General features: G+C 66.0%; 27 protein-coding genes. 23 read left to right on the top strand and 4 right to left on the bottom strand.

Annotation, left to right across the window (positions count from 1 at the left end; genetic code table 11):
- Positions 1–36: 36 nt before the first annotated feature.
- The 16 genes from ASD84_RS04805 (at position 37) to ASD84_RS04730 (ending at position 13,334) form a co-directional block, all read left to right on the top strand.
- Positions 37–711 carry a vWA domain-containing protein gene (locus ASD84_RS04805; RefSeq protein ID WP_056707165.1) on the top strand — a complete coding sequence of 225 codons (675 nt, stop codon included), beginning with the start codon at positions 37–39 and terminating at the stop codon, positions 709–711.
- A complete protein-coding gene (locus ASD84_RS04800; RefSeq protein WP_056707163.1) occupies positions 712–1,467 on the top strand; it encodes a PP2C family serine/threonine-protein phosphatase in 756 nt (251 codons plus the stop codon). It begins immediately after the preceding gene.
- The gene (locus ASD84_RS04795; protein WP_056707162.1) at positions 1,464–2,087 is read left to right on the top strand and encodes a hypothetical protein; all 624 of its coding nucleotides are present in this window, start codon (positions 1,464–1,466) and stop codon (positions 2,085–2,087) included. The genes ASD84_RS04800 and ASD84_RS04795 overlap by 4 nt, the downstream gene beginning before the upstream one ends.
- Before the next feature lie 121 nt (positions 2,088–2,208).
- Entirely contained in the window at positions 2,209–2,433 is a 225-nt protein-coding gene (locus ASD84_RS04790) for a helix-turn-helix domain-containing protein (protein ID WP_056707160.1), read from the top strand.
- A gap of 419 nt (positions 2,434–2,852) precedes the next feature.
- The gene (locus tag ASD84_RS04785) at positions 2,853–3,248 is read left to right on the top strand and encodes a hypothetical protein (RefSeq protein WP_056707158.1); all 396 of its coding nucleotides are present in this window, start codon (positions 2,853–2,855) and stop codon (positions 3,246–3,248) included.
- Positions 3,242–4,192, top strand: coding sequence for a hypothetical protein (locus ASD84_RS25285; protein WP_162251491.1), 951 nt, complete (start codon positions 3,242–3,244; stop codon positions 4,190–4,192). The genes ASD84_RS04785 and ASD84_RS25285 overlap by 7 nt, the downstream gene beginning before the upstream one ends.
- 122 nt (positions 4,193–4,314) lie before the next feature.
- The gene (locus ASD84_RS25280) at positions 4,315–4,881 is read left to right on the top strand and encodes an SAF domain-containing protein (protein WP_056707154.1); all 567 of its coding nucleotides are present in this window, start codon (positions 4,315–4,317) and stop codon (positions 4,879–4,881) included.
- 5 nt (positions 4,882–4,886) lie between these two features.
- A complete protein-coding gene (locus tag ASD84_RS04770) occupies positions 4,887–5,687 on the top strand; it encodes a MinD/ParA family protein (protein WP_156391581.1) in 801 nt (266 codons plus the stop codon).
- Positions 5,684–6,997: a CpaF family protein gene (locus tag ASD84_RS04765; protein WP_056707151.1), complete on the top strand. Its 1,314-nt coding sequence runs from the start codon at positions 5,684–5,686 to the stop codon at positions 6,995–6,997. The genes ASD84_RS04770 and ASD84_RS04765 overlap by 4 nt, the downstream gene beginning before the upstream one ends.
- Positions 6,997–7,887, top strand: a complete 891-nt coding sequence (locus ASD84_RS04760) for a type II secretion system F family protein (RefSeq protein ID WP_156391580.1) — start codon at positions 6,997–6,999, stop codon at positions 7,885–7,887. The genes ASD84_RS04765 and ASD84_RS04760 overlap by 1 nt, the downstream gene beginning before the upstream one ends.
- On the top strand, positions 7,884–8,786 hold the full coding sequence (locus tag ASD84_RS04755) for a hypothetical protein (RefSeq protein WP_156391579.1): 903 nt from the start codon (positions 7,884–7,886) through the stop codon (positions 8,784–8,786). Before ASD84_RS04760 ends, ASD84_RS04755 begins: the two co-directional genes overlap by 4 nt.
- A 29-nt stretch (positions 8,787–8,815) precedes the next feature.
- On the top strand, positions 8,816–9,004 hold the full coding sequence (locus ASD84_RS04750; protein ID WP_056707146.1) for a hypothetical protein: 189 nt from the start codon (positions 8,816–8,818) through the stop codon (positions 9,002–9,004).
- Between the two features lies 1 nt (position 9,005).
- Positions 9,006–9,404 (top strand): TadE/TadG family type IV pilus assembly protein, encoded by a 399-nt coding sequence (locus tag ASD84_RS04745; protein WP_056707144.1) that lies wholly within the window; start codon positions 9,006–9,008, stop codon positions 9,402–9,404.
- Between the two features lie 20 nt (positions 9,405–9,424).
- Complete coding sequence (locus ASD84_RS04740) at positions 9,425–9,811, top strand: TadE/TadG family type IV pilus assembly protein (protein WP_056707142.1); 387 nt, start codon at positions 9,425–9,427, stop codon at positions 9,809–9,811.
- Positions 9,808–10,218 carry a pilus assembly protein TadG-related protein gene (locus ASD84_RS04735; RefSeq protein ID WP_056707140.1) on the top strand — a complete coding sequence of 137 codons (411 nt, stop codon included), beginning with the start codon at positions 9,808–9,810 and terminating at the stop codon, positions 10,216–10,218. The genes ASD84_RS04740 and ASD84_RS04735 overlap by 4 nt, the downstream gene beginning before the upstream one ends.
- Positions 10,219–10,292: 74 nt before the next feature.
- A complete protein-coding gene (locus ASD84_RS04730) occupies positions 10,293–13,334 on the top strand; it encodes a LysM peptidoglycan-binding domain-containing protein (RefSeq protein WP_162252163.1) in 3,042 nt (1,013 codons plus the stop codon).
- A gap of 36 nt (positions 13,335–13,370) precedes the next feature.
- Here the strand turns inward: ASD84_RS04730 and ASD84_RS04725 are convergent, their stop codons facing one another.
- From ASD84_RS04725 to ASD84_RS25000, 4 genes are all read right to left on the bottom strand, one after another.
- A complete protein-coding gene (locus ASD84_RS04725; protein ID WP_056707135.1) occupies positions 13,371–15,182 on the bottom strand; it encodes a hypothetical protein in 1,812 nt (603 codons plus the stop codon).
- Between the two features lie 158 nt (positions 15,183–15,340).
- Complete coding sequence (locus ASD84_RS04720; RefSeq protein WP_156391578.1) at positions 15,341–16,177, bottom strand: hypothetical protein; 837 nt, start codon at positions 16,175–16,177, stop codon at positions 15,341–15,343.
- Between the two features lie 76 nt (positions 16,178–16,253).
- Entirely contained in the window at positions 16,254–16,535 is a 282-nt protein-coding gene (locus ASD84_RS04715; RefSeq protein ID WP_156391577.1) for a hypothetical protein, read from the bottom strand.
- Between the two features lie 697 nt (positions 16,536–17,232).
- The gene (locus ASD84_RS25000; protein ID WP_156391576.1) at positions 17,233–17,580 is read right to left on the bottom strand and encodes a hypothetical protein; all 348 of its coding nucleotides are present in this window, start codon (positions 17,578–17,580) and stop codon (positions 17,233–17,235) included.
- 934 nt (positions 17,581–18,514) lie between these two features.
- On the opposite strand from ASD84_RS25000, the gene ASD84_RS04705 reads away from it, so the two are divergent.
- The 7 genes from ASD84_RS04705 (at position 18,515) to ASD84_RS04675 (ending at position 24,250) form a co-directional block, all read left to right on the top strand.
- Positions 18,515–19,315: a hypothetical protein gene (locus ASD84_RS04705; RefSeq protein ID WP_056707128.1), complete on the top strand. Its 801-nt coding sequence runs from the start codon at positions 18,515–18,517 to the stop codon at positions 19,313–19,315.
- A gap of 62 nt (positions 19,316–19,377) precedes the next feature.
- Positions 19,378–19,593 carry a hypothetical protein gene (locus ASD84_RS04700; protein ID WP_056707126.1) on the top strand — a complete coding sequence of 72 codons (216 nt, stop codon included), beginning with the start codon at positions 19,378–19,380 and terminating at the stop codon, positions 19,591–19,593.
- Positions 19,590–20,315 (top strand): hypothetical protein, encoded by a 726-nt coding sequence (locus tag ASD84_RS04695; RefSeq protein ID WP_156391575.1) that lies wholly within the window; start codon positions 19,590–19,592, stop codon positions 20,313–20,315. The genes ASD84_RS04700 and ASD84_RS04695 overlap by 4 nt, the downstream gene beginning before the upstream one ends.
- A complete protein-coding gene (locus ASD84_RS04690) occupies positions 20,312–20,584 on the top strand; it encodes a hypothetical protein (RefSeq protein WP_056707121.1) in 273 nt (90 codons plus the stop codon). The genes ASD84_RS04695 and ASD84_RS04690 overlap by 4 nt, the downstream gene beginning before the upstream one ends.
- Complete coding sequence (locus tag ASD84_RS04685) at positions 20,584–21,375, top strand: hypothetical protein (RefSeq protein WP_056710658.1); 792 nt, start codon at positions 20,584–20,586, stop codon at positions 21,373–21,375. The genes ASD84_RS04690 and ASD84_RS04685 overlap by 1 nt, the downstream gene beginning before the upstream one ends.
- Positions 21,372–22,745: a hypothetical protein gene (locus ASD84_RS04680; protein ID WP_156391574.1), complete on the top strand. Its 1,374-nt coding sequence runs from the start codon at positions 21,372–21,374 to the stop codon at positions 22,743–22,745. The genes ASD84_RS04685 and ASD84_RS04680 overlap by 4 nt, the downstream gene beginning before the upstream one ends.
- A complete protein-coding gene (locus tag ASD84_RS04675; protein ID WP_056707119.1) occupies positions 22,742–24,250 on the top strand; it encodes an SCO6880 family protein in 1,509 nt (502 codons plus the stop codon). Before ASD84_RS04680 ends, ASD84_RS04675 begins: the two co-directional genes overlap by 4 nt.
- Positions 24,251–24,482 lie beyond the last annotated feature (232 nt).

Raw genomic sequence — 24,482 nt, 5'->3', positions numbered from 1 at the left:
CATCCCTCTCAATCTGCTAAGAAACAGGAGCAATCAATGGCAGCGTTCAACATCGGGGCAGACGACCTCGTCGATAACCCCACTCCGCGCGTTCCGGTCTCCCTTTGCCTCGACACAAGCGGCTCCATGGGTGGATCGCCGATCGAGGAGCTCGTCCGAGGCGTCAACCTCTTCTATGACGCCATCGACGAGGACGACGACGCCCACGATTCGGCCGAGATCAACATCGTGGAGTTCAACTCGTCGGCAGGCCTTGTACACGACTTCGCCAGCATCGAGCGCCTTGAGCGCATCTCATCGCTGACCGCCAGTGGTGCGACCGCCATGGGCGCGGGCGTGAACCTCGCGCTCGACACGCTGGACAGGCGCAAGGCCACCTACTCGGGCAGCGGCGTCCTGTACTACCAGCCGTGGCTCGTCCTTATGACGGACGGCGGCCCGACCGACAACATCGACCTCGCGGTGAGGCGGGTCGTCGATTTGGTCGAGGCGAAGAAGCTCACTGTGTTTCCGATTGGCATCGGCAGCGGTGCCGACATGAATACCCTTGCTCGATTCAGCCCCAACAGGCCACCTCTTCGGCTCGACGGACTCAAGTTCAAGGAGTTCTTTGAGTGGCTCTCGAAGTCGGTCGCACGGGTCTCGCGGTCGACGCCTGGCGACACCGTGAAGCTGGACCTCGAGGGCCTTGCCGGCTGGGCGGAGCTGTAAGTGTTCAAGGAGTTCCACCATCAAGTCAGGGGCCACGGGCACCTGCGCGACGGCACGCCGGTCCAGGATCGGACCAAGTACCTCTCGCGTGGCGGTGTCCAGGTCCTCTGCCTTGCAGACGGCGCTGGATCGGCGTCGCATTCCGAGTTCGGCGCCCAGGCCGTGGTGGATGAAGCGTGCGCCATGCTCGTCGACCGGTTTGCCGAGTTTTCGGCGAGCGACGACGGTGCGCGCGTCAAGGTGGAACTCCTCGATCAGCTTGTCTCCAAACTCAACAACGTTGCGACTCGGCACGGAGTGAAGCCTGGTGACTTGGCCTCGACCTTCCTTTGCGTTGCCGTATCGGGGGAGCGGTTCCTTGGCGCCCATGTTGGCGATGGCGTCGTCGGTTACGTGAAGAACGGGCAGTTGAAGGTCATCTCTGCGCCGGACAACAGTGAGTTCGCGAACCAGACGACTTTCGTCACCTCAGGTCGCGCACTTGAGACGATGCGCCTGTTCCGGGGCGCTCTGGATGGAGTCGCAGGGTTTGTCCTGATGAGCGATGGCACCGGTGAGAGCCTCTTCGATGCTCGCACCGGCGAGCTGGCTGGAGCTTGCGAGAAGCTCATCGCCGCTGTGGGTTCTGCCCCCGCGGAGCTAAGCAAGACCTCCAAGCACACGAAACGCTTGCGACGGCTTATGGATCTAAAGATCCGCAACGCCACAAAGGACGACTGTTCAATCGGCATCCTGGGGCGGACGTTGTCGTCGTGACGGCAGTTGACGCGGCCGCCGAGGTAGAGATCGCCCGGCGGGCCGACGAGCTCCGAGCCGAACTCGTGCGCACCAGGGCTGACTACGAGTCCATCCTTATTCACCTGTCTGGGCTGTCGGGCACCGTGAAGGACTCGGTCGAGCGCACTGCGATGGAAGTCTTGGCGACCGTGGTCGTGACTGACTATGAGTTGAAAGCGCTCCTGCTCAAGACACTGATCGAGCCGGAGGACCGTGAGATCTGGCTGAAGTACCTGACGCTTGTCTCCTGGACGGCAATCGAGGAGCTCCCACGGCGGATCGGAGCGGACCTGGCAGATGCTGGCCGTTCCTTCAAGCATGCCCTGAAGTCCATCAGAGACGATGCCGAATTCATGCGGAGTCTCGAAGCGGTCCGCAACAAGGTGGTCGCCCATCGGGACATCACGGACGGCGACCATTGGCTCGCACAGTGGCACCTTGCTGAAATCTCCAACAAGCACAACGGAAGGTCCGTCCTCCACAGCAAGATCGTCATGCACGCAGGGTCGGTCCTCGGAGCGCTCAGGGGCTTGGGCGACGCCCTTTTCAGCCAGCATCCGGACCTGCTGCCGCCCCAGCTGTTGAAGAGCGGTTCTTGATCGCCACGGTGCGGTTTCTTCGCTGGCTTCTTCGATCTCCATCGGCCGTCGACGGAGCCTGATTTGTGTCCACTCGGTGCGGTGTCGGCGCTTGAGAAGGTCCCGAATCCGAGGAGTGGAGATGGAGACCGTGCTGCTGAAGATCCCCGAGGTGATGGCGCGGCTTGCTATCGGCCAGACCAAGGTCTACGAACTGATGTCGACCGGAGAGCTCCGGTCCGTCAAGGTGGGTCGGTCGCGCCGGGTGCCGAGCGACGACCTCGAGCGGTTCGTGGCTGAGCTCGACGACAGTCGGCCGAACCTGCATCTGCCTCCCGCGAGGCGGTCCACAGCCCGCGCTTCGTAACCCTTTCTCCACAGGAACGCCGGCGCCGCGTGGCGCAGCGGCGATGGCGGTCAACGCTGGCTGTCGTGTCCATTCGCGCACCTTCGAGTGCTTGAAGGTGCGCGACCAGGAAGCCAGACGGAACGCGACGTGGAAGGAGGGGCAGCCGAATGCAGGCATGGTCGGACGGCCGAACGAGGCGTAGCGTGGGCTGCTCAACATCGCCACGGGCCGACTCGGAGGATCCTGGAATGTTGCGACTGCGGCTGGTTCTCGCGACCTTCCTGGTGTTGGCGTGCGCCTCCTGCGGCGAGGACAGCGCCTCGACAGGACCCTCGCCGAGCGGCTCTCCGAGCACGTCGGCGCCTACAACGCCGTCGTCGGTTCCACCTGAGCTCGCTGGATACAGCGACGTGGAGCGCGCGGCGTATGAGACAGCGGTGGTCGAATACGACGCGTTCATCAAGCGGAGCGATGCGTTCTACGCAGCTGGCGAGACCACCGTCGAGGCGAAGCGGTTCTTCCAACGCTACGCCGTCGATTGGTCCATCGCGTGGGGCAACCTCGCGCAGGTCGCCAACAACGGCATCACCGTCGGCGGGACAACACGAACGGTCTGGACGAAGCCTCGGTCGATCAAGTTGGGCGCCGACCTGGGCGACGTGATCGTCGTACGGCGCTGTCTCGACGAATCGGGCCGGGTCATCAAACAGAACGGCAAGACGGTCGATCAGCCGCAGTTCGATGAGCCGCACGTCTACACAATCCGCTTGGAGAAGCGACCCGAGGAAGACCGATGGCGCTCGGGCATCGCGGAACAAGGGCAGACATGCTGATTCGTGCGCTCCGAATTCTGGTCTTGGCAATGGCCCTGCCCGCGGTGTTTGCAATGCCCAGCGCCCACGCCGATGGCAAGGTCGAATGCCCGCCCGGGACCAACCCGGTCAGCGTTGGATCGGGAGTGATCTGCGTCGTTGTCACCGAGCCGGGAGATCCGGGCGGGGGAGGGGAGCCCGGAGACGGGGGCGACGGTGGGCAGGTCGGCCAACCGTCTGGTTGCTACAAGACCGACGGCACCAAGGTGCCGTGCCAGACCAAAGACGGCTACTGGTGGTCGGGCCATCAGTGTTACGCGGCACCGTACGATGCGCCGCCGGACAGCCCCGACTGGCAGGGCCACACGGACGGATCGCTGTGGCTGTGCACGATCTGCGAGACAGCTGGCGTCGACGGCACCTGTCGCGTCGAGACGATCTGGACGGCGCCCGGCCAAGAGCCGGGGCCCCCGACTCCAGAGGAGCTCGCCACCGTCGCGCTCGGCGAGCTGCACCTCGCTCAAGCGAGCGTGCGCACGGCACCCAACCCGCCCGCCGCGAGCTATGTCGGCGTCGAGAACTGGCTGTGGATTCCACGGGGACAGTGGGCAACCTTGCGCAAGTCCGTCACAGCAGGGGCAACCACCGTGACGGTGACCGCCACTCCAAGCCACGTATTCTGGGAGCTCGGTCCGATCTCGACGACATGCCACGGCCCCGGCAAGCAGTGGAGCCAAGGCATGACCGACGCCGCGACCACCGACTGCAGTGTGACCTTCAAGAAGACCTCGGCCGACGAGCCCACGGAGCGATTCCCGATCAGCGCGACCATTCGCTATCAGGTCGCTTGGACCTGCAGCGGATCCTGCGCAGACGCCAACGGAGATCTCGGTCTGGTCGACGCTCCGGCCGGCACCGGTGCCATCAGGGTCCTTCAACGTCAGACGGTGGTGGTGGTCCCGTGAGTACGGACACGACATCGTGGGCAAACACACCTACGCAGCGCCAGACCGGATCACCGCGTCCGGGAACGCTCGGCCACGAACTCCCTCGCGTACCGCGACGCTACGGCCAGTGGGCGGGCGCAGTGCTGTTCGTCGTCATGGCTGTATTGCTTGCGGGCTGGTTCTGGCAGCAGCGGAGCGAGCGTCAGGCAGTGATCGCGATCGCCGACGACGTGCCAGCCGGAGCCGTGATCACGGCCGATGATCTCGAGGTCGTGGAGGTCGCTGGTGTGAAGGGCGCCATCCTGTCGGCTGACAGCGACACCGTCATTGGGGCCACGGCTGCGGTCGGTCTGGTCGACGGCCAGATCCTCACGCCCGACATGGTCACAACCAACCCGCTCCCAGGTCCTGGTGAGCGCGTGGTCGGGCTTCAACTGGATGCCACGCGGGCGCCGGCCGGTCTGGTGCCTGGCGATGTCGTCGTTGCGCTCGCCGTACCTCCGGCGGGTGATCCGAGTACGCCAGAGCAACTGGACGATCCGACGGTCCTGGCGCCAGCGGCGACAGTCGCGTCAGCATCGGAGGTGGAGGGCGCGGGTATCCGCCTGACGCTACTCGTGCCCGAGCCGGTTGCGGAGCGACTCACTGCCTATGTCGCAGCCGGGAGAGTGGCTTTGGTGCAGGCCCCGATCGGGGGCGACGAGTGATGCTCGTGGCAATCGGAGGAGACAAGGGATCACCCGGAGTCACCACGGCCACGCTGGCGCTCGCCTCGGCTTGGGTCGGACCTGCCATCGCTGTCGAGGCTGACCCCGCCGGCGGCGATTTGGCGATCCGGTTGCGCTCCGACGGGTCGGCGCTGCCCGAGGGCCCGACCGTGCTTTCGGTCGTCACAGCTGCGCGCGCGAAGCGGGATGACTACTCCGTTCGTGCGTATGTCCACGCTTTCAACGCGACGACGGGGGTCATTCCCGGTGCGATGTACGCCGAGCAGATGGTCAACGTTGGTGACTGGACACCGCTCGCTGAGGCGCTCAGGCAGTGCCAGTCGGACGTCTTCCTCGACGTCGGACATCTTCACTCGGCTTCGCCGATGCTGTCGCTCGCAGCACGCGCGGACCTCGTCATCGCTGTTGCTCGGCCGGACTTGACCTCCGTGGTCCGACTGCGCGATCGGTTGGCACGGCTCGCGCTGGACCTCGCCCAACTGCGGGGCGCCGCCCCACGACTGCTCCCGGTCCTGGTCACCACGAGCCGACATGGTTCCGCCGACGTGGCAGACCTTCGCCGCATCATCGAGGACACTCCCGCCAAGCCGTTCGTCGTTGGATGCGGGTTCCTGGCCCACGATGCGTCTGCCGTACGGCGCCTACAGTCCGGGGACGAGCCCGCCGGGCGGCTGTCGCGGACTGACCTGATGAGGACCGCACGTCAAGTGAACGAAATCATCGGATCTCTTGTCGGCCTGGCCCCAGCTACGGACTCGGCGCTCACGGCGGGAGGTCAGCAATGACCGACCTCGATTATGTCCTCATCAAACGTCTCCAGGCGGACCTGGGGCGGCACCGGCAGGAGGAGATCACTCGTCGCCGGGCAGCGAACCTGCCTGTACTGAGCGGCGCTGATGCGGTCCAGCATGGCAAAGCGCTCGTCCAGAGGGTCGTTGGCGACCATGAGGCCGGGCTGGCGGAGTCCGGTGGTGACGGCTACACGTGGGAGGAGCGACAAGACCTCGTCGAAGCACTTGAGGCCAGGCTGTTCGGGGCTGGAAGCCTCCAGGCGCTCCTCGACGATGACGCCGTTGAGAACATCGACATCAACGGGTTCCGGCATGTGTACGTCGAATACGCCGATGGCTCGACTGCCAAGGCTCGGCCGGTCGCTGGCTCAGACGAGGAACTGGTCGAGACGATCCAGACCTTGGCCGCCCACGTGGGCTTGTCGGCTCGGGCATTCGACGTCGCCAACGTGCGAGTGAACCTTCGCCTGCCGGACGGGTCGCGGTTGTACGCCGTCCAGTCGGTAACCCGACAGCCGGTCGTGTCGATCCGGCGGCACCGGTATCGGCGCGTCACGCTCAAGGACCTCGTTGCGTTGGAGACGCTTGACCAGAAGTTGGCAGACTTCCTTGCGGCTCTCGTGCACGCACGAAAGAACGTGATCGTCGCGGGGGCCACGAGCGCGGGAAAGACCACGCTGCTCCGGGCGCTGGCCTCGGAGATCGGGCCGGATGAACGCATCCTCACGGTTGAGCGTTCGCTCGAACTCGGACTCGACGAGGACGTCGAACACCATCCCAATGCAGTCGCGTTCGAGGAGCGACTCGCCAACACCGAGGGCGCGGGCGCAGTCTCCATGGCAGAACTCGTCCGCGACACGTTGCGGATGAACCCGTCGCGGGTGGTCGTCGGAGAGGTCCTCGGCGACGAGGTCGTCACAATGCTCAACGCGATGACGCAGGGCAACGACGGCTCGCTCTCTACGATTCACGCCAATGCGTCTTCGGATGTCGTCCACAAGATCGCCACCTACGCCATCCAGGCGCCTGAGCGCCTGCCGTGGGACGCGACGGTCCGGCTCGTCGCGACCGCACTGGATTTCGTCGTCTTCATCCGGCGGATCCGCGGTGAGGCCGGTCAGCAACGAGTGGTGGAATCGGTCCGGGAGATCGCCGGGATCAGTGAGGACGGACAACTTCAGACCAACGAACTGTGGGGACCCGACCCGCTCGGCAATGTCGTGCGTAGACACGGAGTCCAGGTCCGGGCCCAGTCCGACCTGATCGCGGCTGGGTGGCGACCGGCTTCGGGAGGGTGGTCCTGATGGTCCTGCTCGGGTTTCTCGCCGCGACGGCTGCAGCGGCTCTCGGGGTGGTGGCAATCGTCCGACTCCTGCGCGGCCGCAGCGCGCTGCCGACGATTGAGGTGTCACGCAAGGTCGCCCAAGGTCGCACCCGCCAAGCGGGGATCGCCGGCGCCGTCGGCTTGATGGTCATAGTGGTGACTCGGTGGCCGCTGGCGGGGATCGCCGCAACAGCGATCGTGGCCCTGTCGCCTCGGCTCTTCGGTGGCGGCGCCGCGGGTCGACGGCAACTGGAGAAAATCGAGGCACTGGCCTCGTGGACCGAATCCCTCCGCGACACAGCAAGCGCCGCTGCCGGCCTCGAACAGGCCATCCCGGCCACCGTTCCCGCCGCCCATCGGCTACTTCGCGCACCGGTTCGGGAACTCGCCGCGCGACTCGACGGACGAGTACCACTGCCCGAGGCGTTGGCCCGTTTCGCTGATGACGTCGATGACCCCGCGTCCGACATGGTGGTTGCGGCGCTGTCGCTCAACGCCCGTCAGCGCGCCGGTGGGCTGGAACGAATCCTCACATCCCTCGCCGCGTCGTCACGGACCGAACTGGAGATGCGCCGCAAGGTCGAGTTTGAACGCCGGGCGTTGCGCCGTCAGGCCCAACGGATCGCGCTCGCAGTGGTGGGCTTCGTCGTACTCCAAGCAGTGTTCGCGCGTGGCTGGGTTGAGCCCTACTCGAGCCGATTGGGGCAGGTGGTGCTTGCAGTCCTGGTCGGCGCCTTCCTCGGTTCGTTCATCCGCATGAAGTCGCTCTCGGACAGCGCGCCGGAGGCCAGATTCTTGACCTCTCCAGAGGACGTCACGGACGTCGCCTCCTACAAGCCGCAGGTCACCCGGATCGGAGTTCCGTCGTGATCCCGTTCATGATCGCCGTTGGCCTTCTCTCCGTTGCAGTACTCCATGCGTATCGGCTCGCGGTCCCACCACGCGCCGACCTTGCGAGCGCCGTACACCGCTGGGACGCTTCCCGGGTCCGAGCAACCAGGATCCAGCGCATCGGAGGGCCGAGAGCAACCACGATTGGAGGCAAGCTCCAGAGCTGGGCCGCCGACCAGGTGCTGCGCCGGGTGGGCAACCTCAAGGCGCTCACTCGTGACCTCGCAGTCACGGGAACGACGATGGAGCAGCACATCGGCAAGACGACCGTTCTGGCGCTGATCGGCTTCTTCGGCCCGCTGGTGATCCTCGGCTTCTTCTTCACCATCGGGCTGGATGTTCCGGTTGCGTTCGGCCCTGCCGCGGGTGCCGTGCTCGCCGGCGCGATGCTCGTCGTCACCCGACAGGAGTTGACGGAGAACGCGCGGCGCCGACGGGCCGAGTTCCGGCGGACGCTGTCGATCTATCTCGACCTCGTGGCGATGTCCATGCAGGCTGGGCGTGGCCATGCCGAGGCACTGCCCGCGTCCGCTGCCATCGGCACCGGTTGGGCCTTCACACACATCCAGGACTCGATCGACGGCGCCCGCTTCTCCGGTACGACCGCCTGGCATGCACTCGGACAGCTCGGCGACCGATTCGGAATCAGGGAGCTGACCGATCTCGACGCAGCGCTGACGCTGGCCAACGACGACGGCGCCAAGGTGCGTGCGACCCTCGTCGCCCGCGCTAGGACCCTCCGGGCAGAGCGCATTGCCGACGCCGAGGCCATGGCCGCCCGAGCCACCGAATCGATGCGGTTCGCCCTCATCGTCATGGTCTTCGTGTTCCTCACCTACGAGCTGTATCCCTCGGTCGCCCGGCTCTTCGCCGGTTGATCGATCCCACTCACCCTCAGGAGAAAGTCATGGCGGAGATCAGCATCCTGGTGGTCTGGTTGCGGGCCAGATTGTCAGAGCACCCCCGCGGCGACCGCGGATTCACCGCCGTCGAGTGGCTACTCATCGCGCTGGGCGTCATCACCATCGCGGGCATCGCGGTCGCCGCCATCACGTCGTACGTGAAGGGCCAGACCAACAAATTGGCGGAGCCCTGAGGTGAGTGATGTGGCGCGCGGAGCACGCCGGGGTCGGGACGAGCGAGGGGCACTCTCCATCGAGTTCCTCCTCGTCATCAGCGCGCTCATGCTCGTCTTCCTCTTGATGTTGCAGTACGCAGTGAAGGCGCACGCGCATCGTGTCGCCGAGGCGGCCGCTGAGGATGCCCTCGCAGCAGCCTCGGCGTACGACGGCACCGCAATCTCCGGCGAGGAGGCTGCCATCAAGACACTCGGTGAACTAGGCAACCTGTCGAACACCTCAGTCGCCGTCACGCGTAACGGGGAGACCGCCACAGCGACCGTTACGGGCGACGTCGAACAGTTCTTGCCCTTCGTGACCGTGCACGTCACGGTTCGCCTCGAAGGTCCCGTCGAGCATTTCGTGGAGGCTCGATGAGACGTGATGAACGTGGCGCGATGGCAATCGAAGCGGTCATCCTGACGCCCGCACTGGTCGCAGCGATCATCGTGATCGTCGCCGGCGGCAGGTACGTGGACGCGCGTGGCCAGGCCAACCATGCTGCGTACGCCGCAGCGCGAGCAGCCTCGCTGACGACCAACCAAGAGGCAGCCGTGCAAGCGGGTACCCAGGCCGCCCAGGATTCGATGGCGGACCGGGGCCTCGCCTGCTCGACGCTCAAGGTCGACATCGACGCCGGCGACTTCAGTCCGGGCGGCAATGTTCGTGTAACCGTCACGTGTCACGCGGACCTGTCCGATCTATCCGGCATCGGCCTGCCTGGAACGAAGACCTTCGTCTTCTCGGCCGTTGCCCCGCTGGAACTACATCGGGATATCCGATGAAGGCCCTCGACGAGCGAGGGAGCGCCTCGATCTGGGCGATCCTGGTGATCTCTGGCGCCTTCACTGTGTTGCTCGGTTTGGTTGTCGACGGCGGCAATGCCATCAACGACCGCGTGGCGGCATCGCGAGCCGCCGCGCAGGCCGCACGAGTCGGGGCCGACGCACTCTCCTCGGCGAGCGTGCGCAACGGCGAGGACGGTATCGACGTGGGTGCGGCGAAGACGCGCGCGAAGAGCTATCTCCACGATGCCGAGATGACTGGCTCCGTCCGCGTCGCTGGTGACACGGTCACAGTGACCGTCACCGGGAGGTCGGAGACCCGGATCCTCGCCGTCATCGGCATCGCCTCGTTCCCGATCGAAGTGACCGAGTCCGCGCGCGGGATCACTGAGGAGGACGCTCCATGACCGCCGCTCACCGTGCCGGAATCGTGGTCCGAGGGCTGAGCGCTGCGGTCATCTTGGTGGTCTTCGGGTTCGGGGTGCCTGCCGCCCTCGTGACCACGGTCGGCAACCCGATTCCAGACCGGTTGACGCTGACGTCGCCACTCACTACTGAGGCGGTGCTCGGCGTACTGGCGTGCGTGGCGTGGGTGCTATGGGCGCAGTTCGTTGCCTGCCTCGCCGTCGAAGCGATTGCCGAGGTTCGTCTCGCCACAGGGCATTCGGCAGACTGGCTCGCCAGAGTTCCCGGCACCCTCGGCGCGCAGCAGGCCCTGGCGAGGACACTCGTCCAGGCCGTCATCGCGATCGGAGTGGCGGCATCGGCAACGACAGCCGCCAACCCGTGGATCGATCAAGCGGCAGCAGCCACATCCGCGTCCGTCGTCTTGCCCGACACTGCGCCTCGGCCGAACCCGAGGACTGAGGAGATTCCGTCCCCGAAGCAGGTCGCGTCGACCACCATCACGGTTCAACGCGGCGACACCCTGTGGTCGATTGCCGAGCAACACCTGGGCGCGGGCGAGCGGTGGCGCGAGATCGCTGAAGTCAACCGTGGCCAGCAGATGGCCGACGGGTCGACGTTCGATGACTCCCGGACCGTCCAGCCGGGCTGGACCCTGCGCGTCCCGTCCGGCGGACAACGTCAAGAAGCCGCTGTCGTCGTCGAGCCCGGCGACACACTTTGGGGCATTGCAAAGGAGGAGTACGGCGAGGGGGCCGATTGGCCGCGCATCTATCGGGCCAACAGGAGCCGGATTGATGACCCGCACTGGATCTATCCCGGTCAACACTTCGAGGTCCCCGGGCATCAAGTTCAGGCTCCGCCTGAGGTCGACCAGGGGCCAGCCGACCTGCAGTCGGAGCACAACCCGCCTCCGGACAGAGTGCCTCCACTCGAGCCGGCACCCGAAACGATCGCGCCACCGGACGGCGCCGTCGTTGATGAACCGACAGCGGAGGAACCCGCCGAGGTGGCTGACGATTCAGCCATCCAGATCGACGGAGCCACGATTACCCGGGCTCTCCTCTGTGGCGGGGGATTCCTCGCTGCGGGGATGCTCGCGGTGTACGTCGGACGTCGACGTACGCAATCTCGCAACAGGCGGTCAGGGCGTAGCGCCCCAAGTGTCGGGAAGGCGTTGCGAGCGGAGGACAAGGCGTTGCGGGCCGTCGGAGGCGCCGCGGGGGAGCGCACAGCCTTCTTCGACGCCGCCCTACGAGAGTTGGCGCAGTTGACCGAGGACCGCGGTGGCGCGCTACCGGACGTCGCCGCGGCGCGCATTGGCGACGACGGCCTGCATCTCTACCTCGCCTGCGTTGCGTCCGATGCACCTGCGCCGTGGTCCTCGTCGGACGGAGGCTTGGTGTGGAGCCTGCCACTGATGCACGTCGCCGGAGCCACCGACCGGATGTCGCCGTACCCGTCGATGGTCACCCTCGGCGAGGACGACAATGGCGACACCTTGCTCGTGGACCTGGAGGCCGCAGGGGTCACCCAGATCATCGGCGAACAGGTCGCCACAGTTGACCTCGCGCGATTCATCGCAGCCGAGTTGGCCATCAACCCTTGGGCGGATGCCGAGATTGTGAGCCTCGTCGGCATCGGTGACGAGGTCGCCCCACTGAGCTACGGACGCTTGTTCGTCGAGCCGCATGTCGACATCGAGCGATTGACCAAGGTCGCACACCAGATGGTCGACAACATCGAGTCGTCGGGCCGCGACGTCCTGGCTTCCCGCGTGGTCGATTGGATGGATGCCTGGGTGCCGACCGTGACCATCGGCAGTCTCGCTGGTGAGGATCTGGACGGGATCGGGCCAGCGACGGCCGAACTGCTTGACGAGATGGAGCGGACGTCGACGCGTACGGCGGTAGTCCTCGTGACGGTCGGGACAATAGGTCTCGACCCCCGCGCGTTGACGCTGCGACTTGATGCTGATGACCGACTCCAGACGCCGTGGGGCGTCGTGACTCCCAATCGTCTTACGGCGGAAGAAGCCACGACGTTGGCGGAACTGTTCGACGACGCGGAGAACGAGGACAACGAGCCGATCCCCGTCGCGCAGGGTCCGGACGGCGAACCTGGAGAGGTCAACGAAGCAGGTGCTCTTGTCGCCGACCTGACAGAGGACCGCTGCGGAACCGGTGACCCCCACTCTGTGCTTCCGCGTCCGGACCGTGCCTACGTCGAAGCTGCAGCCACGACGATCGAGGATCTCGCCGCGCTTGCGCCGGCAGTCTCGCCTGACGACTCAGCTCGAATCATCGCCTCCGACCCCAACCTCGACGACGACCTTGACGAGTGGGGGGACCCGGATTCCAGCCGCCCCAAACTCACCGTCTTGGGACCGGTCGAGCTTCACGCCGTCGGCGAGAAGTCCGCCGAAGTCGACTCCCGGCCGGCGTACTTCGCCGAGCTCGCGGCGTACCTGACCGCCCACCCAGCGGGTCGGACCCCTAACGAAGTAGCGGCGGATTTCGGCATCCAGAACAACACGCTCCATACCCGCCTTGGCCAGCTGCGCAAGTGGCTCGGCAAGCGGCCGGACATCGACGAGTGGTACCTCCCCAACGCAGTGCGCGTGCGTGGCCAGCAGGTCTACCGGATCCACGGCGTACTTGTGGACGCCGACCTGTTCCGTCGGCTTCGTTCGCGTGCCGAGGCTCGTGGCCCGTCCGGGATCGACGACCTGAAGCAAGCGCTGGAGCTTGTGGTCGGCATGCCCTACGACCAGCCACGCAAGCGCGGCTACGGCTGGCTCTCCGACACGCCGTTCGACCACTACCTCACGGCCGCCGTGGTGGACGTCGCCCACATCGTCGCCACTCACGCGCTCACCGAGGGCCAACCGAAGATCGCCCTTTGGGCATCTGAGAAGGCGATCGCGGCAGCTCCATCAGAGGACCGGCCGCGGCTCGACCTGGCACGAGCCATGCAGATGATGGGCGACGACGCGGAGGCCGAGCGCTACCTGCGGCACGAGGTCTTCAACCGCACTGACGACGACCGGCCGCCGCTCGAACCTTCAGCGCGGACGAAGCAGGTGGGAGATCGGATCGAGCAGCACGACGATCTATGAGACTCGATCTTGGGTGTCGCAGGATTCCTGCTGACTCTAGATCTCGAAGTCGTCGTGGTTGGTGACGCGTGCGAGCTCGACCTGACCGTTGGGCAGCTCCCAATAGTGGATGCGACGTGCTGATGGCGTGTTTACCTGAAGGCTGGCGCGCCAGGCGATTGCGCCGTCGTCCCGAGTCCGGACGGGGTCATCACCACCCGTGCCGCTGCGGAGGTGGTGGACTTCGCGGCCATGAAGTCGGGTGGCCAACCCCGTGACGATCTCGAAGACGACGTCAGCAACCTTCTCTTCCTGGATGCCCTCGAGATTGTGGAGCGAATCCAGGAACCGGAGTCCCAGGGTGTAGTCACCGAGTGGGCGGCTTGCTTGCTCGCTGGGCAGAGTCCGCGTCGCCCACTTGGACAACACGAGGTAGCGGAATCCCTGTTCGGCGTCGGCGAACTGGGGTCCGTTGCCTGAAGGAGGACCTGACTTGGTGCTTCCTGCCTTGCGCAGTCGAGAACGGGCGGCTTTCAGGTCGTGTTCGGACTTGTTGGCTCGACGTTCTGCCTGGTCCATCAGGTAACGGACTTGCTCGCGCTCGTCCGCTCCAGCGGCCACCTGAGAGCGCAGAAGTTCCTGCTCGCGCTTCAGTCCGGCGACCTCAGCGGTAAGTCCGTCAACCTTGAGTAGGAGGGCTTTCGTTGACTCGCTGGGTTGCGTGTGTGGCTGGGCGACCCGCGCAGGCGGTGGACCGGGGTGCGCACGGTTTCGATCGAACATCACGGGGCTCGGCCGCGACGGCGACTGCGGTTCGACGGTAGGTGGCAGGGCGACGGCGGCCCCAGGTGCTGCGCTTGGCAACGGCGGTGGCGGAGGAGGAGGTGCGAGGGTCGGCGGCTCGGCAAGATCGACCGGTTCGGAATCCTCGACAAGCCACGGCGGTCCGCCGGCGAGCAACGACGGAGCGTCGAGGACCTGTTCGTCATCATCCACGTCGTTCAGGACGAGAGCCCACTGTGGTGAGGTGGCGACGATGCGAGCCGGGATGACCTCCCCGACGGTCATCAGTGTGCGGAGATCGTCGGCGGGATTTGTCGTGACGTCCGCACGGAGGACGGCAGCAATGACTGCCGGGGTAGTGGTCTTGGGGTACAACATCAACTCGGCTTTGCCGTTGCGCACCATCACGACTTTGGTCAAGACCACATCGCCGACGGAATACGACGCGAGCGCAACGTCGCTGGGACGAAGGCCCTTCGTGATGTCGATCCGTTTCGATTCTGGGTCGTACCAGCCGTCGACCCGCTGCCCTTTGGCGAGGATCCGCGCTATCGGAACGTCCTGGATGGTGAGTTCTTCGGGGACCGTCGCCGGGAGTGGATTTCCGATATCCACCAGAGCGCGTCCGGCGATAAGCATCTTCACGGTGCCGTGAACTTCGCGGAGAGTGTGCCTCGGGACCTGTTGGAGCAGGCCTGCCGCCGATGCCATGCGGAAGGTGTCCGAGATCAGTTGCTCGGTGGCGCGGCGGCCGTCGGCGGCGTTGAATGCGAAACGAAGTGGTGATTTCGTGAGGTCTGATGCCCAGTCGTGGCCGGTTGGGTAGACCCGTCCGGCACCTCCATAGACCTGGGTGCCGTCAGCCATGTGGCTTGAGAACTCCCAGGTGAATCCACCGGTAGGTATCAGGTAGACATCGGCGAGGGCGCCAGCTTCTTGTGCGACCTCCGCGACGTCGATCCACGGCTCGTCTCGTCCTGCCGGAATCGTGACAACCACAGTCGGGCGCTTGCGGGCGTTTCCATTGAGAAGGTCCGCCAGCGTGCGTGCCGCGCGTTCGTCGTCGACGTGATGGATGCTGGCCACGGTGTCACCTTATGGAGACGGGGCGACAGAACCTGGGGATCGCGGAATCCCGGGCAGTCAGTTGGAGAAGGATGGGGCAACTCGAATCGGGGAGTCCAGACCTTCTTGGGACTGCGCTCCAAGCATCCCCTGCGGGATGTGCTGATTCTGGGGGACAGTCAGGACATGCAGATCGTGGTCTCCCTGGACATGAACAGGTGACTCACTTGGCCCGAGGTGACGTAGGCGAAGTAGTTCACTCCTGCGCGGATGGGGACGACGTACTCGGTGTTGTCGGGGTAGGGCGTCTCGTTCGCAGCGGCCTCGGGGTAGGCGGCGAGCAGGTCCTTCTCGGAGGCGCCGATGCGGATCCCCTTGGACGTCGCCATGTCGTTCTCGAACACGATCTGGCCCACGACGTTGCCGCCGGAGGCCATGTCTGCTCGTCCGCCTCCGGCGAGGCCGTATGACTCGCAAGGGGCGTCGCAGTCTCCACGATCAGCGCATCCCGGATTCGGGTCCATCTTGGTCACTTCGCCGGACGCCAGCAGGTCGTCGAGGCTCATTCCGATCTCGACGCCGCCGTAGCCGACGCCAGTGGAATCACCAGGGACCTTCTCGACCTGGGCTTCGTCGTCGTTCAGCTTCGGACTGAGGTCATCATCCTCGGCGCCCTCAATGATCTGGTTGTCCTGAACTCGGTCTTTCCGAGCGTGTTGCGGCACGGTGGTATCGCTGACGCTTGGCGTTTGGAGCTGGGCTTTCCTCGGCTCGGGATCGGGGTTCTGTCCGATCAGCAATGCGCCTAGCGTGAGAGCCCCAACCGCAGCCAGGGTGATCGCACCAGCGAGCAGTAGACGGCGACGGGACACCCGCTGGACCCGCTCGGCAATCGGTACGCCTTCAAAGACTTCGACATGAACGAGGACGGCGGCACATTCGGTGCAATAGGTGCCGGTGAGCAAAGTGGCGTGCCCGACTGGACAAGCCAGAGTCGGTTGATCGAGGTCGCTCATGATCGTCCGGTTCCTTTCGGCGAGGTAGGGAGGGGCGGTCTCGCCGCGGCCTTCTCCGCGGGTGAGTGAGTCGTTGCTAGCTGCAGGTGCCCTGTGAACCGCCAGCATCGATCAAGGCCTTGGCATCGGTGGGGCTCTCCGTGAAGGCGAGCCAGGTCGGGCCGTAGATGACGATGCTCATGAAGCACTCGACACCGGCCGTGCGGGAGATCTCGTATGAGTCGGGGTCGGGCCACACGTAGAACAGGATCGTGTTGATGCCTCGCTGGCAGTTGACGAACGTGTACCCCATCGGGGTTGCGGGCCCTTCGGAGTCGCGGGCGTCGTCGCCGCAGTAGTCGGTGCGGATGCTTGCCATCACATCGCGCTGCGTAGCGGTGGCGTCGAACATCGGCGTGGTGTCCGTGCCCTCGCTCCCGTCGTTGCCCTCATCGGTTGTGATGCTGTCGGTGCCTTGCGCCCCAGTAGGTTCAGAATCTCGCTGGAGAGCAACGACTGCGACGACCGCCAAGGCGAGGGCGAGTGCGACGAGCGGCCCAACGATGACGGCAAATAGTCGCCACGTTGGCCCGGAAGCCCCGTCGTGTACCGGCCTGACGGAGTCACTCCAACCGGGCTGGCCTGAACTTGGGGTCCAACCAGGAGGAGGGAGGGAAGGGGGCGGAGGCGGGGTCGAAACCACTGCGACATTGGCTTCCATGGGAGACCCGACAGGTGCGGCGCACCAAGCGCAAAACTTTGCATCGGGTGGCATCTGGTGCCCGTTGGAGCACGCAGTGGTCAAGGGGACCGGCTGGCTGTCAGGACTCATCCCGCCCTCCTAGATTGATCGTCGCGGACCGTTGGCTCATCTCGGTCCAATGGGCAAGGGCAGGGCACGCGCGTGCGAATAACGGCGGACCACTGATCCTGCTCATCGGTCTCCTTTGTCCGCTTCAACCTCGTTGGCCGACTCTCGCTCACGTCCCCGACAGATCGTCGCGCCTTCGGTGCCAAGGCGTACACGGAATCGCTCCATGGGGTCGTCGAGGTCAGGGGCCATCCGGTCGAGACAGTCACCCAAGCGCGCCCCTTGCGCTCGCAACCGCGACAATCACGCCTGCGAGCACCAAGATCTCGAAGACCAATATCGTGCACGTGATCCGCGCTTGCATCCGGCGCCGATGAGCTGTCGCTGCCGGTGCTATGACCCTGTTTTCTGGACCAACGATCCAAGCGACCTGCCAGGCCTCCTGCCGATCGACATACTGGACGGAGGTCACCGCCACGACGCGGGCACGCACCTCCTCGCTGACATTCATTGGTGCGCGAGTGGTGTTGGCCAGAGCGCCCAGTTGGCGCCACTCGTCGGGCGTGACTTCCTGCTGCCTTCCGACCAGTTCTTCCCAGTCACGGCGGCGCACGGTGAAGGGCAGCGGAGCCTGCTGACGTGCGCGAGTGACAGGCGCGGGCTTCCTGCGTACCTCTAGAACTTGGCACGACCACAGTGTTCCGCTGCCGCGACAGGTGCCGCATCTGGCGACGCCGCTGCCTTGGCAACTGCCGCAGATCTGGGACCCTCGGCCCGAGCACGATGCGCAGAAGACCCGTCCTCCGCTGACAGGTCCGCGTTCGCCGAGGGCTGCCATGGTGTTGCCGGAGCCGCTGCATGCGCCGCAGCGAACCTGTGGCGCGCACGCAACCGTCCCGCACCCCCGACATCCGTCGCACGCACTGCTATGGACGGTCGGCTCCAGAACGAATCGGAACTTCTCCCGTCGACTAGTCGCTGGAGGAAGCACCGGATCGTCGGTGATGCGCTGGTGCGTGGGAAGAGACGGCCCGCAGTGCGACTTCTCCCGGCGGGTCTCGACCACCTGGTGCAGCGTGAGCGCGGTGTGACGGTGGCCGGTGACGTGGACGGCGGCATCGGCGAAGGTTGTGGAGTCCACCCAGCGCGTCCGCTGAGCCCAGTCCCTGAGCACAACCATGGCGCTGTCCGGGTCAAGGTGCCGCCCGGGCGCCCGGCGGGTGGCAGGGATCTCGCGACCGCGCTGCTCCAACGTCACTCGGGGTCCTCCCAGTCCGTCACCGGCAGCCATCATTCCCGAGTGAATGTCGACTACAGCCTACGGACAAATCATCGGAGAAGTGTCCGCCTTCACTCCAATCGTCGAGTACTCACTCTTCGCCGCCGAAACTGTTCAGCTTCGCGTGCCGTCGAAAAGTCGCTGGGACCGTCTCCATTGGTGATTTTCGGCGGTGTGAGACATCTGGTGAGGCACCTGGTGAGCGTGTCGGGGAGGCCCGCCTCCTTCCGTGGAGTTCCGCACTTCTTCACGGAAGGGAACTCGACCCATGTCACGCATCACCCAAGCGGGCATCACCCCACACGAGCTCGACGGACTCGTCGACGGAGACAGGTGGCGGCTGTGGCGCCACGCCGAGCCGGCGCTCGTCGAGTTCGGATCTCTCGGCGCCATACGACAGGCTCGCGGCGAGACCGAGGACCGGGCGCTCGGTGCGCTCCTCCGACTCGCCGACGCCCGTGGGTACGACGACCAACTGGCTGCCGTCGCGGTCCTCCACCAGCTCGGCGGCTCAGTGCGCACCATCGCGCGCCACTTCTGGCACCTGTCTGACGGAGATATCGAATCCATCGTGGTGGGCGCGGTCTGGGAGCAGATCCGCTGCTACGCCCAGCACGCTCGTCGTTGTCATCACGCGTCGGTGATCCACCACAACGCCAGGAAGTCGGTCCGGGCCATCCTGCTCCCCGACACGTCGCGGACGCGTGGGCGCCGTGTCGTCCTGCTCAGCCCGCAGTCGTGGGTCTTCGAGGCCGTCGCCGAGCAGCCACCCGAATCGCTTCCGCTCGACAACTTCGACTCGCGTGAGCAGCTCGAGATCTTTCTTCGGTGGGCCTCCGGACACGGCGTGGTCGAGCACGACGACCTCGCGCTCCTCAGCGGGCTGCTGGATCTCGACCGTCGCAACGCCGAGATCCCGAAGTGGCTGCGTGGAGCATGCTCGACCGCCGCCGTCGAGCGCATGGCCTCCGAGCGTGGCGTCTGCGCAAAGTCCATCTATCGCGCAAGGGATCGCGTCCTCACGAAACTCCGGGATGCGGCCCCGCTGTTTCTGGATGAGGTCGCGTGATGAGTGTCCACTCGCCGGCGTCCGTCGCGCTTGAAGGGGTCATGCAACCTTGCACACCGCCGATGACACTCCCGTTCGAGGCAGGGGACCCCGAGTGGGTCGCCGACCTGTTCGACACGATGCGGGCCGGAGACGTCGACGTCGTGATCGGGCATCTCGAGAACGTGCTGCTGCTCATGCACAAGGCCGCCAAGGCCCGAACGATGCTCGCGACCGTTGACCCGGACCTGCTGCGGGCGGGACTGCGGCTTCGGGGTGTGAGGGGGAGCGCGACGTGAGCGCGACAGCAGACGTCGTTTCGGTCGCCGATCTGGTGGCCGCCGTACGCCGCCAGAATTCGCCTCGACCCACGCCCGCACCGCAGGGCGCGCAGGTTCAACCACGTGTGGTCAACGTGGTCGGTGCGCATCCCGGCGCGGGTGCCACGGCGGTCGCAGTGGCCCTGGCGGACGCCTTCGCCGAGATCGACCACCCCGTGACGCTGTTGGATCTGGCGCATGAGCCGGACGCCTTCGCAGGCGCCGAGTACGAGGTAGAAGCAGCGGAGGCAGGGTGGCGAGCCGGACGGCGCGGGCGAACACACGTGCTGCGTCCCAGAGCGCCGAACGTTTCGCCCGGGGATCGGCCCGAGCCGATGTCAGACGTCGTCATCGACAGCTGGGCAGATGCGACCGAGCATGTGGTCGTCACCTGTCGCGCGACCTTGCCGAGCCTCCGTCGCGTTGAGACCAGCATTCGCCCGGGCGAGGTCGTTGCCGTCGTCGGCGTGAGTCGGTGGCCCAAGGTGGTTGGTGCATCGCTCGGCCCCCAGGTGCGGCGAGCGATGGAGGACGGGCGGGTCGTCTTCGTCCCGTTCGATCGCGGCCTCGCGATCTCCGGCATCGATGCCGAGCCGATGCCACGCAGCATTCGGGCCGCTGGCCGCCGACTCATCGAAATTCTTTGGCCCGACCTTGCCGGGTCCAACTCATCTGAACGGGCGAAAGGAGGCCGGCGATGATCAGCCAGGCGATCAACAATGTCTGCGCGAAGGCGCCGACCGGCGTCGACAAGTACACGGATCTGCTGCTCAGTTGGGTGAAGTACGGCGTCGCGGTCGTGATCATTGGCGCCGGGTTCATCTCGGTCGGCGCGCTCGTCGTCGGCAAGCTCGGCAGCATGTCCCGAGCAGCCCAGATGGGCGCCTCGGGGCTGATCTATTCGGTGCTGGCCGCGGTCGGATACGTGACGATCTACGGCATCCTCAACGCGATCGTCGGGAAGTGCTGATGTCGGCCCGATCGCGTGCTGCTCGCTGGCTGTCCGGTCCCGAGGAATGGAATCGCCGCAGGCTCCAGATCCTCTTCGGAATCGCGTCCGGCGTCGTGCTGGCGGTCGTCGCAGGGATTGTCTGGTCGGTCCTCGAGCTCCTCGGTGACGAGACCGATGCGAGCGGGTTAGGCAGGAGCACCGAGTTGTCCGGCGACGCTCCGGTAGGCGCTCTGGGAAGCGTCGAGGACGCTCAACCCGGTCCGCTCGCCGATGGCTGGACGGGCACCATCGCTGTCCCGCAGCCCGCGTCCGTCGGAGAGGCCCAGGTCGGAACCGGGTTTCCCCGATCGCCCGAAGGCGCGTTGGCGCAGCTGATCGCCATCGACCGCCGCGCCATCGAGTCGACATCCGTCGTCACTGCACAGGACGTCATCGACGTCTGGGCGGCGACTGGCGGCCCGACCGCCGAATCCTGGTCTGGCGTGGCGGCGGTCAAGGCCCTGTTGGAGTCCGCCGGGTTGCCGGCCAACGGTTCCAGCGAGTTCGCAGTTCAACTGGAGCCGTCGATGGGACTGATCCAGGCTTCCGACGACGGCTCGGCGACGGTTTGCGTGGACTTCATCCTCACGGTAGTGGTAGGCGAAGGCGCACCCGATCGCATCGCTGCCGCTGACTGCCAACACATGGCGTGGACAGACGACCGATGGGTCATCGCTTCGGGTGACGAGGCGACGCCGACGCCGTCCCTCTGGCCTGGCACTCAGGCGTCGTACGACGCGGGCTACCAGTGGCTGGAGGTTGCGCCGTGAACGCCGCCATCGTCCCGATGATCGACCTCAACCCGTTCCATTGGCTCGGCGACAAGGCAAAGGAGGGCCTCTCCGACGTCTTCACCTCGATGATGATGGCGCTCTGGTCAGCCGCGCTCTGGCTGATGGAGCTGGTGTTCGGAATGATCGACCGCTTCCTCACGCCCGACGTCACCGATCCCGGACTGCACACGCTCTACAGCATCACCCTGTGGCTCTCACTGCTCGTCGCGTTGTTCATCGGCTTCGGCCAGATCGGCATGGCTGCGATTCGTCGCGACGGTAGAACACTCGGTTCGCTCGTGATGGGCATCGCCCAGTACGGCGCGGTGGTCGCCGGCTGGGTGGTCGTGTGCGGGGCTCTCATCCTGGGCTGCGCCGGTCTTACCCAAGGGTTGCTCAGCGAGTTGCTCAATGTTCCCGACTTCGCCGGATATTCGGCGTCGGCAGGCATGCCCAATCGCGTCGGAGGAACCGTCCAGGCCGCGGTACTCGGCCTCTGCGGGTTGTTCCTGGTGATCCCCGCTGCCTTCGGCTACCTGCTGATCATGCTGGTGCGCGAGGCGGCGCTCCTGATCCTCACCGCGACGATGCCGATCGCGGCTGCCGGAGCTCTGGGCGACGGCACGAAAGCGTGGATGTGGAAGTCGATCCGATGGTTTGTGGCCGCCTGCCTGACCTCGCCGCTGCTGGCGCTGGTCGTTGGCATCGGCGTCCAGATCTCTCGCGCGTCCTTCCCCGAAGCCGACCGGACGCAGAGTCTCGGTGGCCTCACTGGCGCGTTCCTTCCGGCTAGCGAAGCTCAGGTGGGCATGGCCGTCGTCGGGTGCGTGGTCTTCGTCATCGGTTGCTTCTGCCCGATGGTTCTGTTCCGGCTCCTTGCCTTCGTTGATCCGGGGACGGGGTCCGGTGCATCGTTTCGCAGCACGCTGTCGGCCAACGGGGGAGTGTCGGGGCTGGTATCCGGCCGGGTCCCAGAGGACCAGGGTTCCGGTGCGGCGACGCAGGTCTCCGCGGACGGGCGCGCCGCCAGCGAGAGCGGCGCTGACACGGAGACGGTCAACCGATTCCAGTCCCGAACCGCAAAGGCATTCGGAGCCGCGGGCATGGCGGCCGGGAAGACGATGGACGCCATCGGAGGTGTGGCCTCGAAGGGTGCATCGATGTCGGTCGACGTCATGGGCCAAGCCGGCGTTGGCAATCAGGGTTACTACGACACAACACCGCCGTATCGCGCCGGTAAGCAGCCCCCGCAGCGCACGCGAGTCGGTCGCGGCCAGGACCAGGGTGGCGTCGCCAACGACCCCTCCCATGTCGGTGGCGCCGACGACGTGGCATCCGTCGCCGACGATGCAGCGTTCCTCGCATGACTGCCTACGGCGCATCGGCCGCTCGCGATCGCCAAGGATGGTTCTTGGGCCTGACCGGTCCACAGGTCTTCCTCGTCCTTGCTGCTGCCTTCCCGGTCTGGCTCGCCATGTCGGTGGGCCAATGGGTGGCACTTCTCGGCCTCGTCCCGCTCTGGCTGGTCGCTGCCGGACTGATCTGCATCCCGGTGAGAGGTTGGTCGGCCGCGCAATGGATCGGCGTCCTCGTCCGCCACGCCCTCGGACGGGTCACCGGCTGGACGCGGTGGCAGTCCAAGGGCGCAGTTGGTGACATCGAAGACCCTGCGGAGGCAGACCTTCCTGGCGTTCTGAGCGGTATTCAGATCCACGACGGTCCGCAGATGGCGGGGCGGCTGACCCGGCCGGCCATCATCCAGAACCACGCGACACGGACGTGGGCGGCGACCGCACGCATCGTCCATCCAGGCATCGGCATGGCTGACGATGACGATCGCGGCCGAATGGGCGCTGGCCTATCGGAGCTCTTCGAAGCCGCGTCCGCGAGCAGCCAGATTGACGTGCTTGCGATCTGTGTACGCACGGTTCCCGACGACGGCACGGAGCGCGCTGAGTGGGAGCGCCAGCACTCGCGTCGTACCGAACCGGAGATCACCGCACGCATCCATGCGCAGCTCAACACGTCGGTCAACGGCGCCGCGGTTCGCACCGAGGCCTTCGTCACCGTCGTCGTACGGGAAGACGCCATCGCGAAGGACGCGAGGCGATCGGGCAGAGGGCTGACCGGTCGGGCCCGGATCCTGTACGGCGTTCTCAGCGAGGTCGAGTCCCGCCTCACTGGTTCGATCGGGTGCACCCAGGTGAAATGGCTCGATAGTGCGGACCTGGCCATTGCGATCCGCACCGGGTTCGAGCCCGGGGACGCGGCGGCGTTGTCGGACTCGGTGATCCATCACGACTACGACGCCGACATCGCAGTCGGCGTACCCGTAGCGGCAGCGGGGCCGACCAACGCGAGCACGGCACTGCGGTCGTACCGACACGGCGAGTGGGAGTCGGTCGCCGCGACGATCCTGCTTCCACGGAAGGGAGCTGTCATGGGCGCGCTCGCGCGTGCCCTCGTCCCGTCGCAGGTGGGGGAGAGGCGTGCGCTCACCGTGTTCTTCCGGCCGATCGGGCAGCGCGTCGCCGACCGCACCACTGGCCGGGCCGAGATGTCGGCGGCGATGGCGGCCGAGGTGCGTCGCAAGGTGGGGCGCGTCGAACGCGCCCGGGAGCGCCACGCCGTACAGCAGGTCCGCGAGACCGACGAGAAGCTTGAGCGGGGCCGATCGCTCGTCAGACTGTCGTCCGTACTGGCCGTCACTGTTCCCGCAGCGTGGAGCGTCCAGGACTATGGCAGGCGACTCGACGCATCCGTGCGACTATGCGGCTTCACACCATTGCCGCTGGACGGCGCCCACGATGCTGCCTTCGCTGCGGCCGCCATCCCGCTCGGAACAGGGCTGCCCAAGAAACGGCGGACCTGACGATGTCCAAGCGACGTGCCTCCTCACGCTCGGTCGACCATCTGCTTGCGGACTTTGGCGTACGACTTCCACGAAAGGACGTCGAGCCGCCGGAGCCACCGCCTGACAAGCCGTTTCCCAAGACCTTCTCCGCCCGTGGCGTACGCCGGGCTGGTCACGGGTGGGCGCCCACGCTGCCGCCGTTGGCGGGCTACCAGATGACGTCTGAGCAGACGCCTGTCCTGTGGCCGCT

Source organism: Nocardioides sp. Root682, assembly GCF_001427795.1.
Taxonomy (GTDB): Bacteria; Actinomycetota; Actinomycetes; order Propionibacteriales; family Nocardioidaceae; genus Nocardioides.
Note: the sequence above shows the minus strand (reverse complement) of the source record. Positions and strands in the feature narration are given on the sequence as shown.

Excerpts from the sequence above, each read along its gene's own strand:
- ASD84_RS04805 (WP_056707165.1), top strand. The coding sequence starts at position 37 with ATGGCAGCGTTCAACATCGGGGCAGACGACCTCGTCGATAACCCCACT.
- ASD84_RS04790 (WP_056707160.1), top strand. The coding sequence starts at position 2,209 with ATGGAGACCGTGCTGCTGAAGATCCCCGAGGTGATGGCGCGGCTTGCT.
- ASD84_RS25285 (WP_162251491.1), top strand. The coding sequence starts at position 3,242 with ATGCTGATTCGTGCGCTCCGAATTCTGGTCTTGGCAATGGCCCTGCCC.
- ASD84_RS04765 (WP_056707151.1), top strand. The coding sequence starts at position 5,684 with ATGACCGACCTCGATTATGTCCTCATCAAACGTCTCCAGGCGGACCTG.
- ASD84_RS04760 (WP_156391580.1), top strand. The coding sequence starts at position 6,997 with ATGGTCCTGCTCGGGTTTCTCGCCGCGACGGCTGCAGCGGCTCTCGGG.
- ASD84_RS04750 (WP_056707146.1), top strand. The coding sequence starts at position 8,816 with ATGGCGGAGATCAGCATCCTGGTGGTCTGGTTGCGGGCCAGATTGTCA.
- ASD84_RS04740 (WP_056707142.1), top strand. The coding sequence starts at position 9,425 with ATGGCAATCGAAGCGGTCATCCTGACGCCCGCACTGGTCGCAGCGATC.
- ASD84_RS04735 (WP_056707140.1), top strand. The coding sequence starts at position 9,808 with ATGAAGGCCCTCGACGAGCGAGGGAGCGCCTCGATCTGGGCGATCCTG.
- ASD84_RS04720 (WP_156391578.1), bottom strand. The coding sequence starts at position 16,177 with ATGAGCGACCTCGATCAACCGACTCTGGCTTGTCCAGTCGGGCACGCC.
- ASD84_RS04715 (WP_156391577.1), bottom strand. The coding sequence starts at position 16,535 with ATGGCAAGCATCCGCACCGACTACTGCGGCGACGACGCCCGCGACTCC.
- ASD84_RS04705 (WP_056707128.1), top strand. The coding sequence starts at position 18,515 with ATGTCACGCATCACCCAAGCGGGCATCACCCCACACGAGCTCGACGGA.
- ASD84_RS04700 (WP_056707126.1), top strand. The coding sequence starts at position 19,378 with ATGACACTCCCGTTCGAGGCAGGGGACCCCGAGTGGGTCGCCGACCTG.
- ASD84_RS04690 (WP_056707121.1), top strand. The coding sequence starts at position 20,312 with ATGATCAGCCAGGCGATCAACAATGTCTGCGCGAAGGCGCCGACCGGC.
- ASD84_RS04685 (WP_056710658.1), top strand. The coding sequence starts at position 20,584 with ATGTCGGCCCGATCGCGTGCTGCTCGCTGGCTGTCCGGTCCCGAGGAA.
- ASD84_RS04675 (WP_056707119.1), top strand. The coding sequence starts at position 22,742 with ATGACTGCCTACGGCGCATCGGCCGCTCGCGATCGCCAAGGATGGTTC.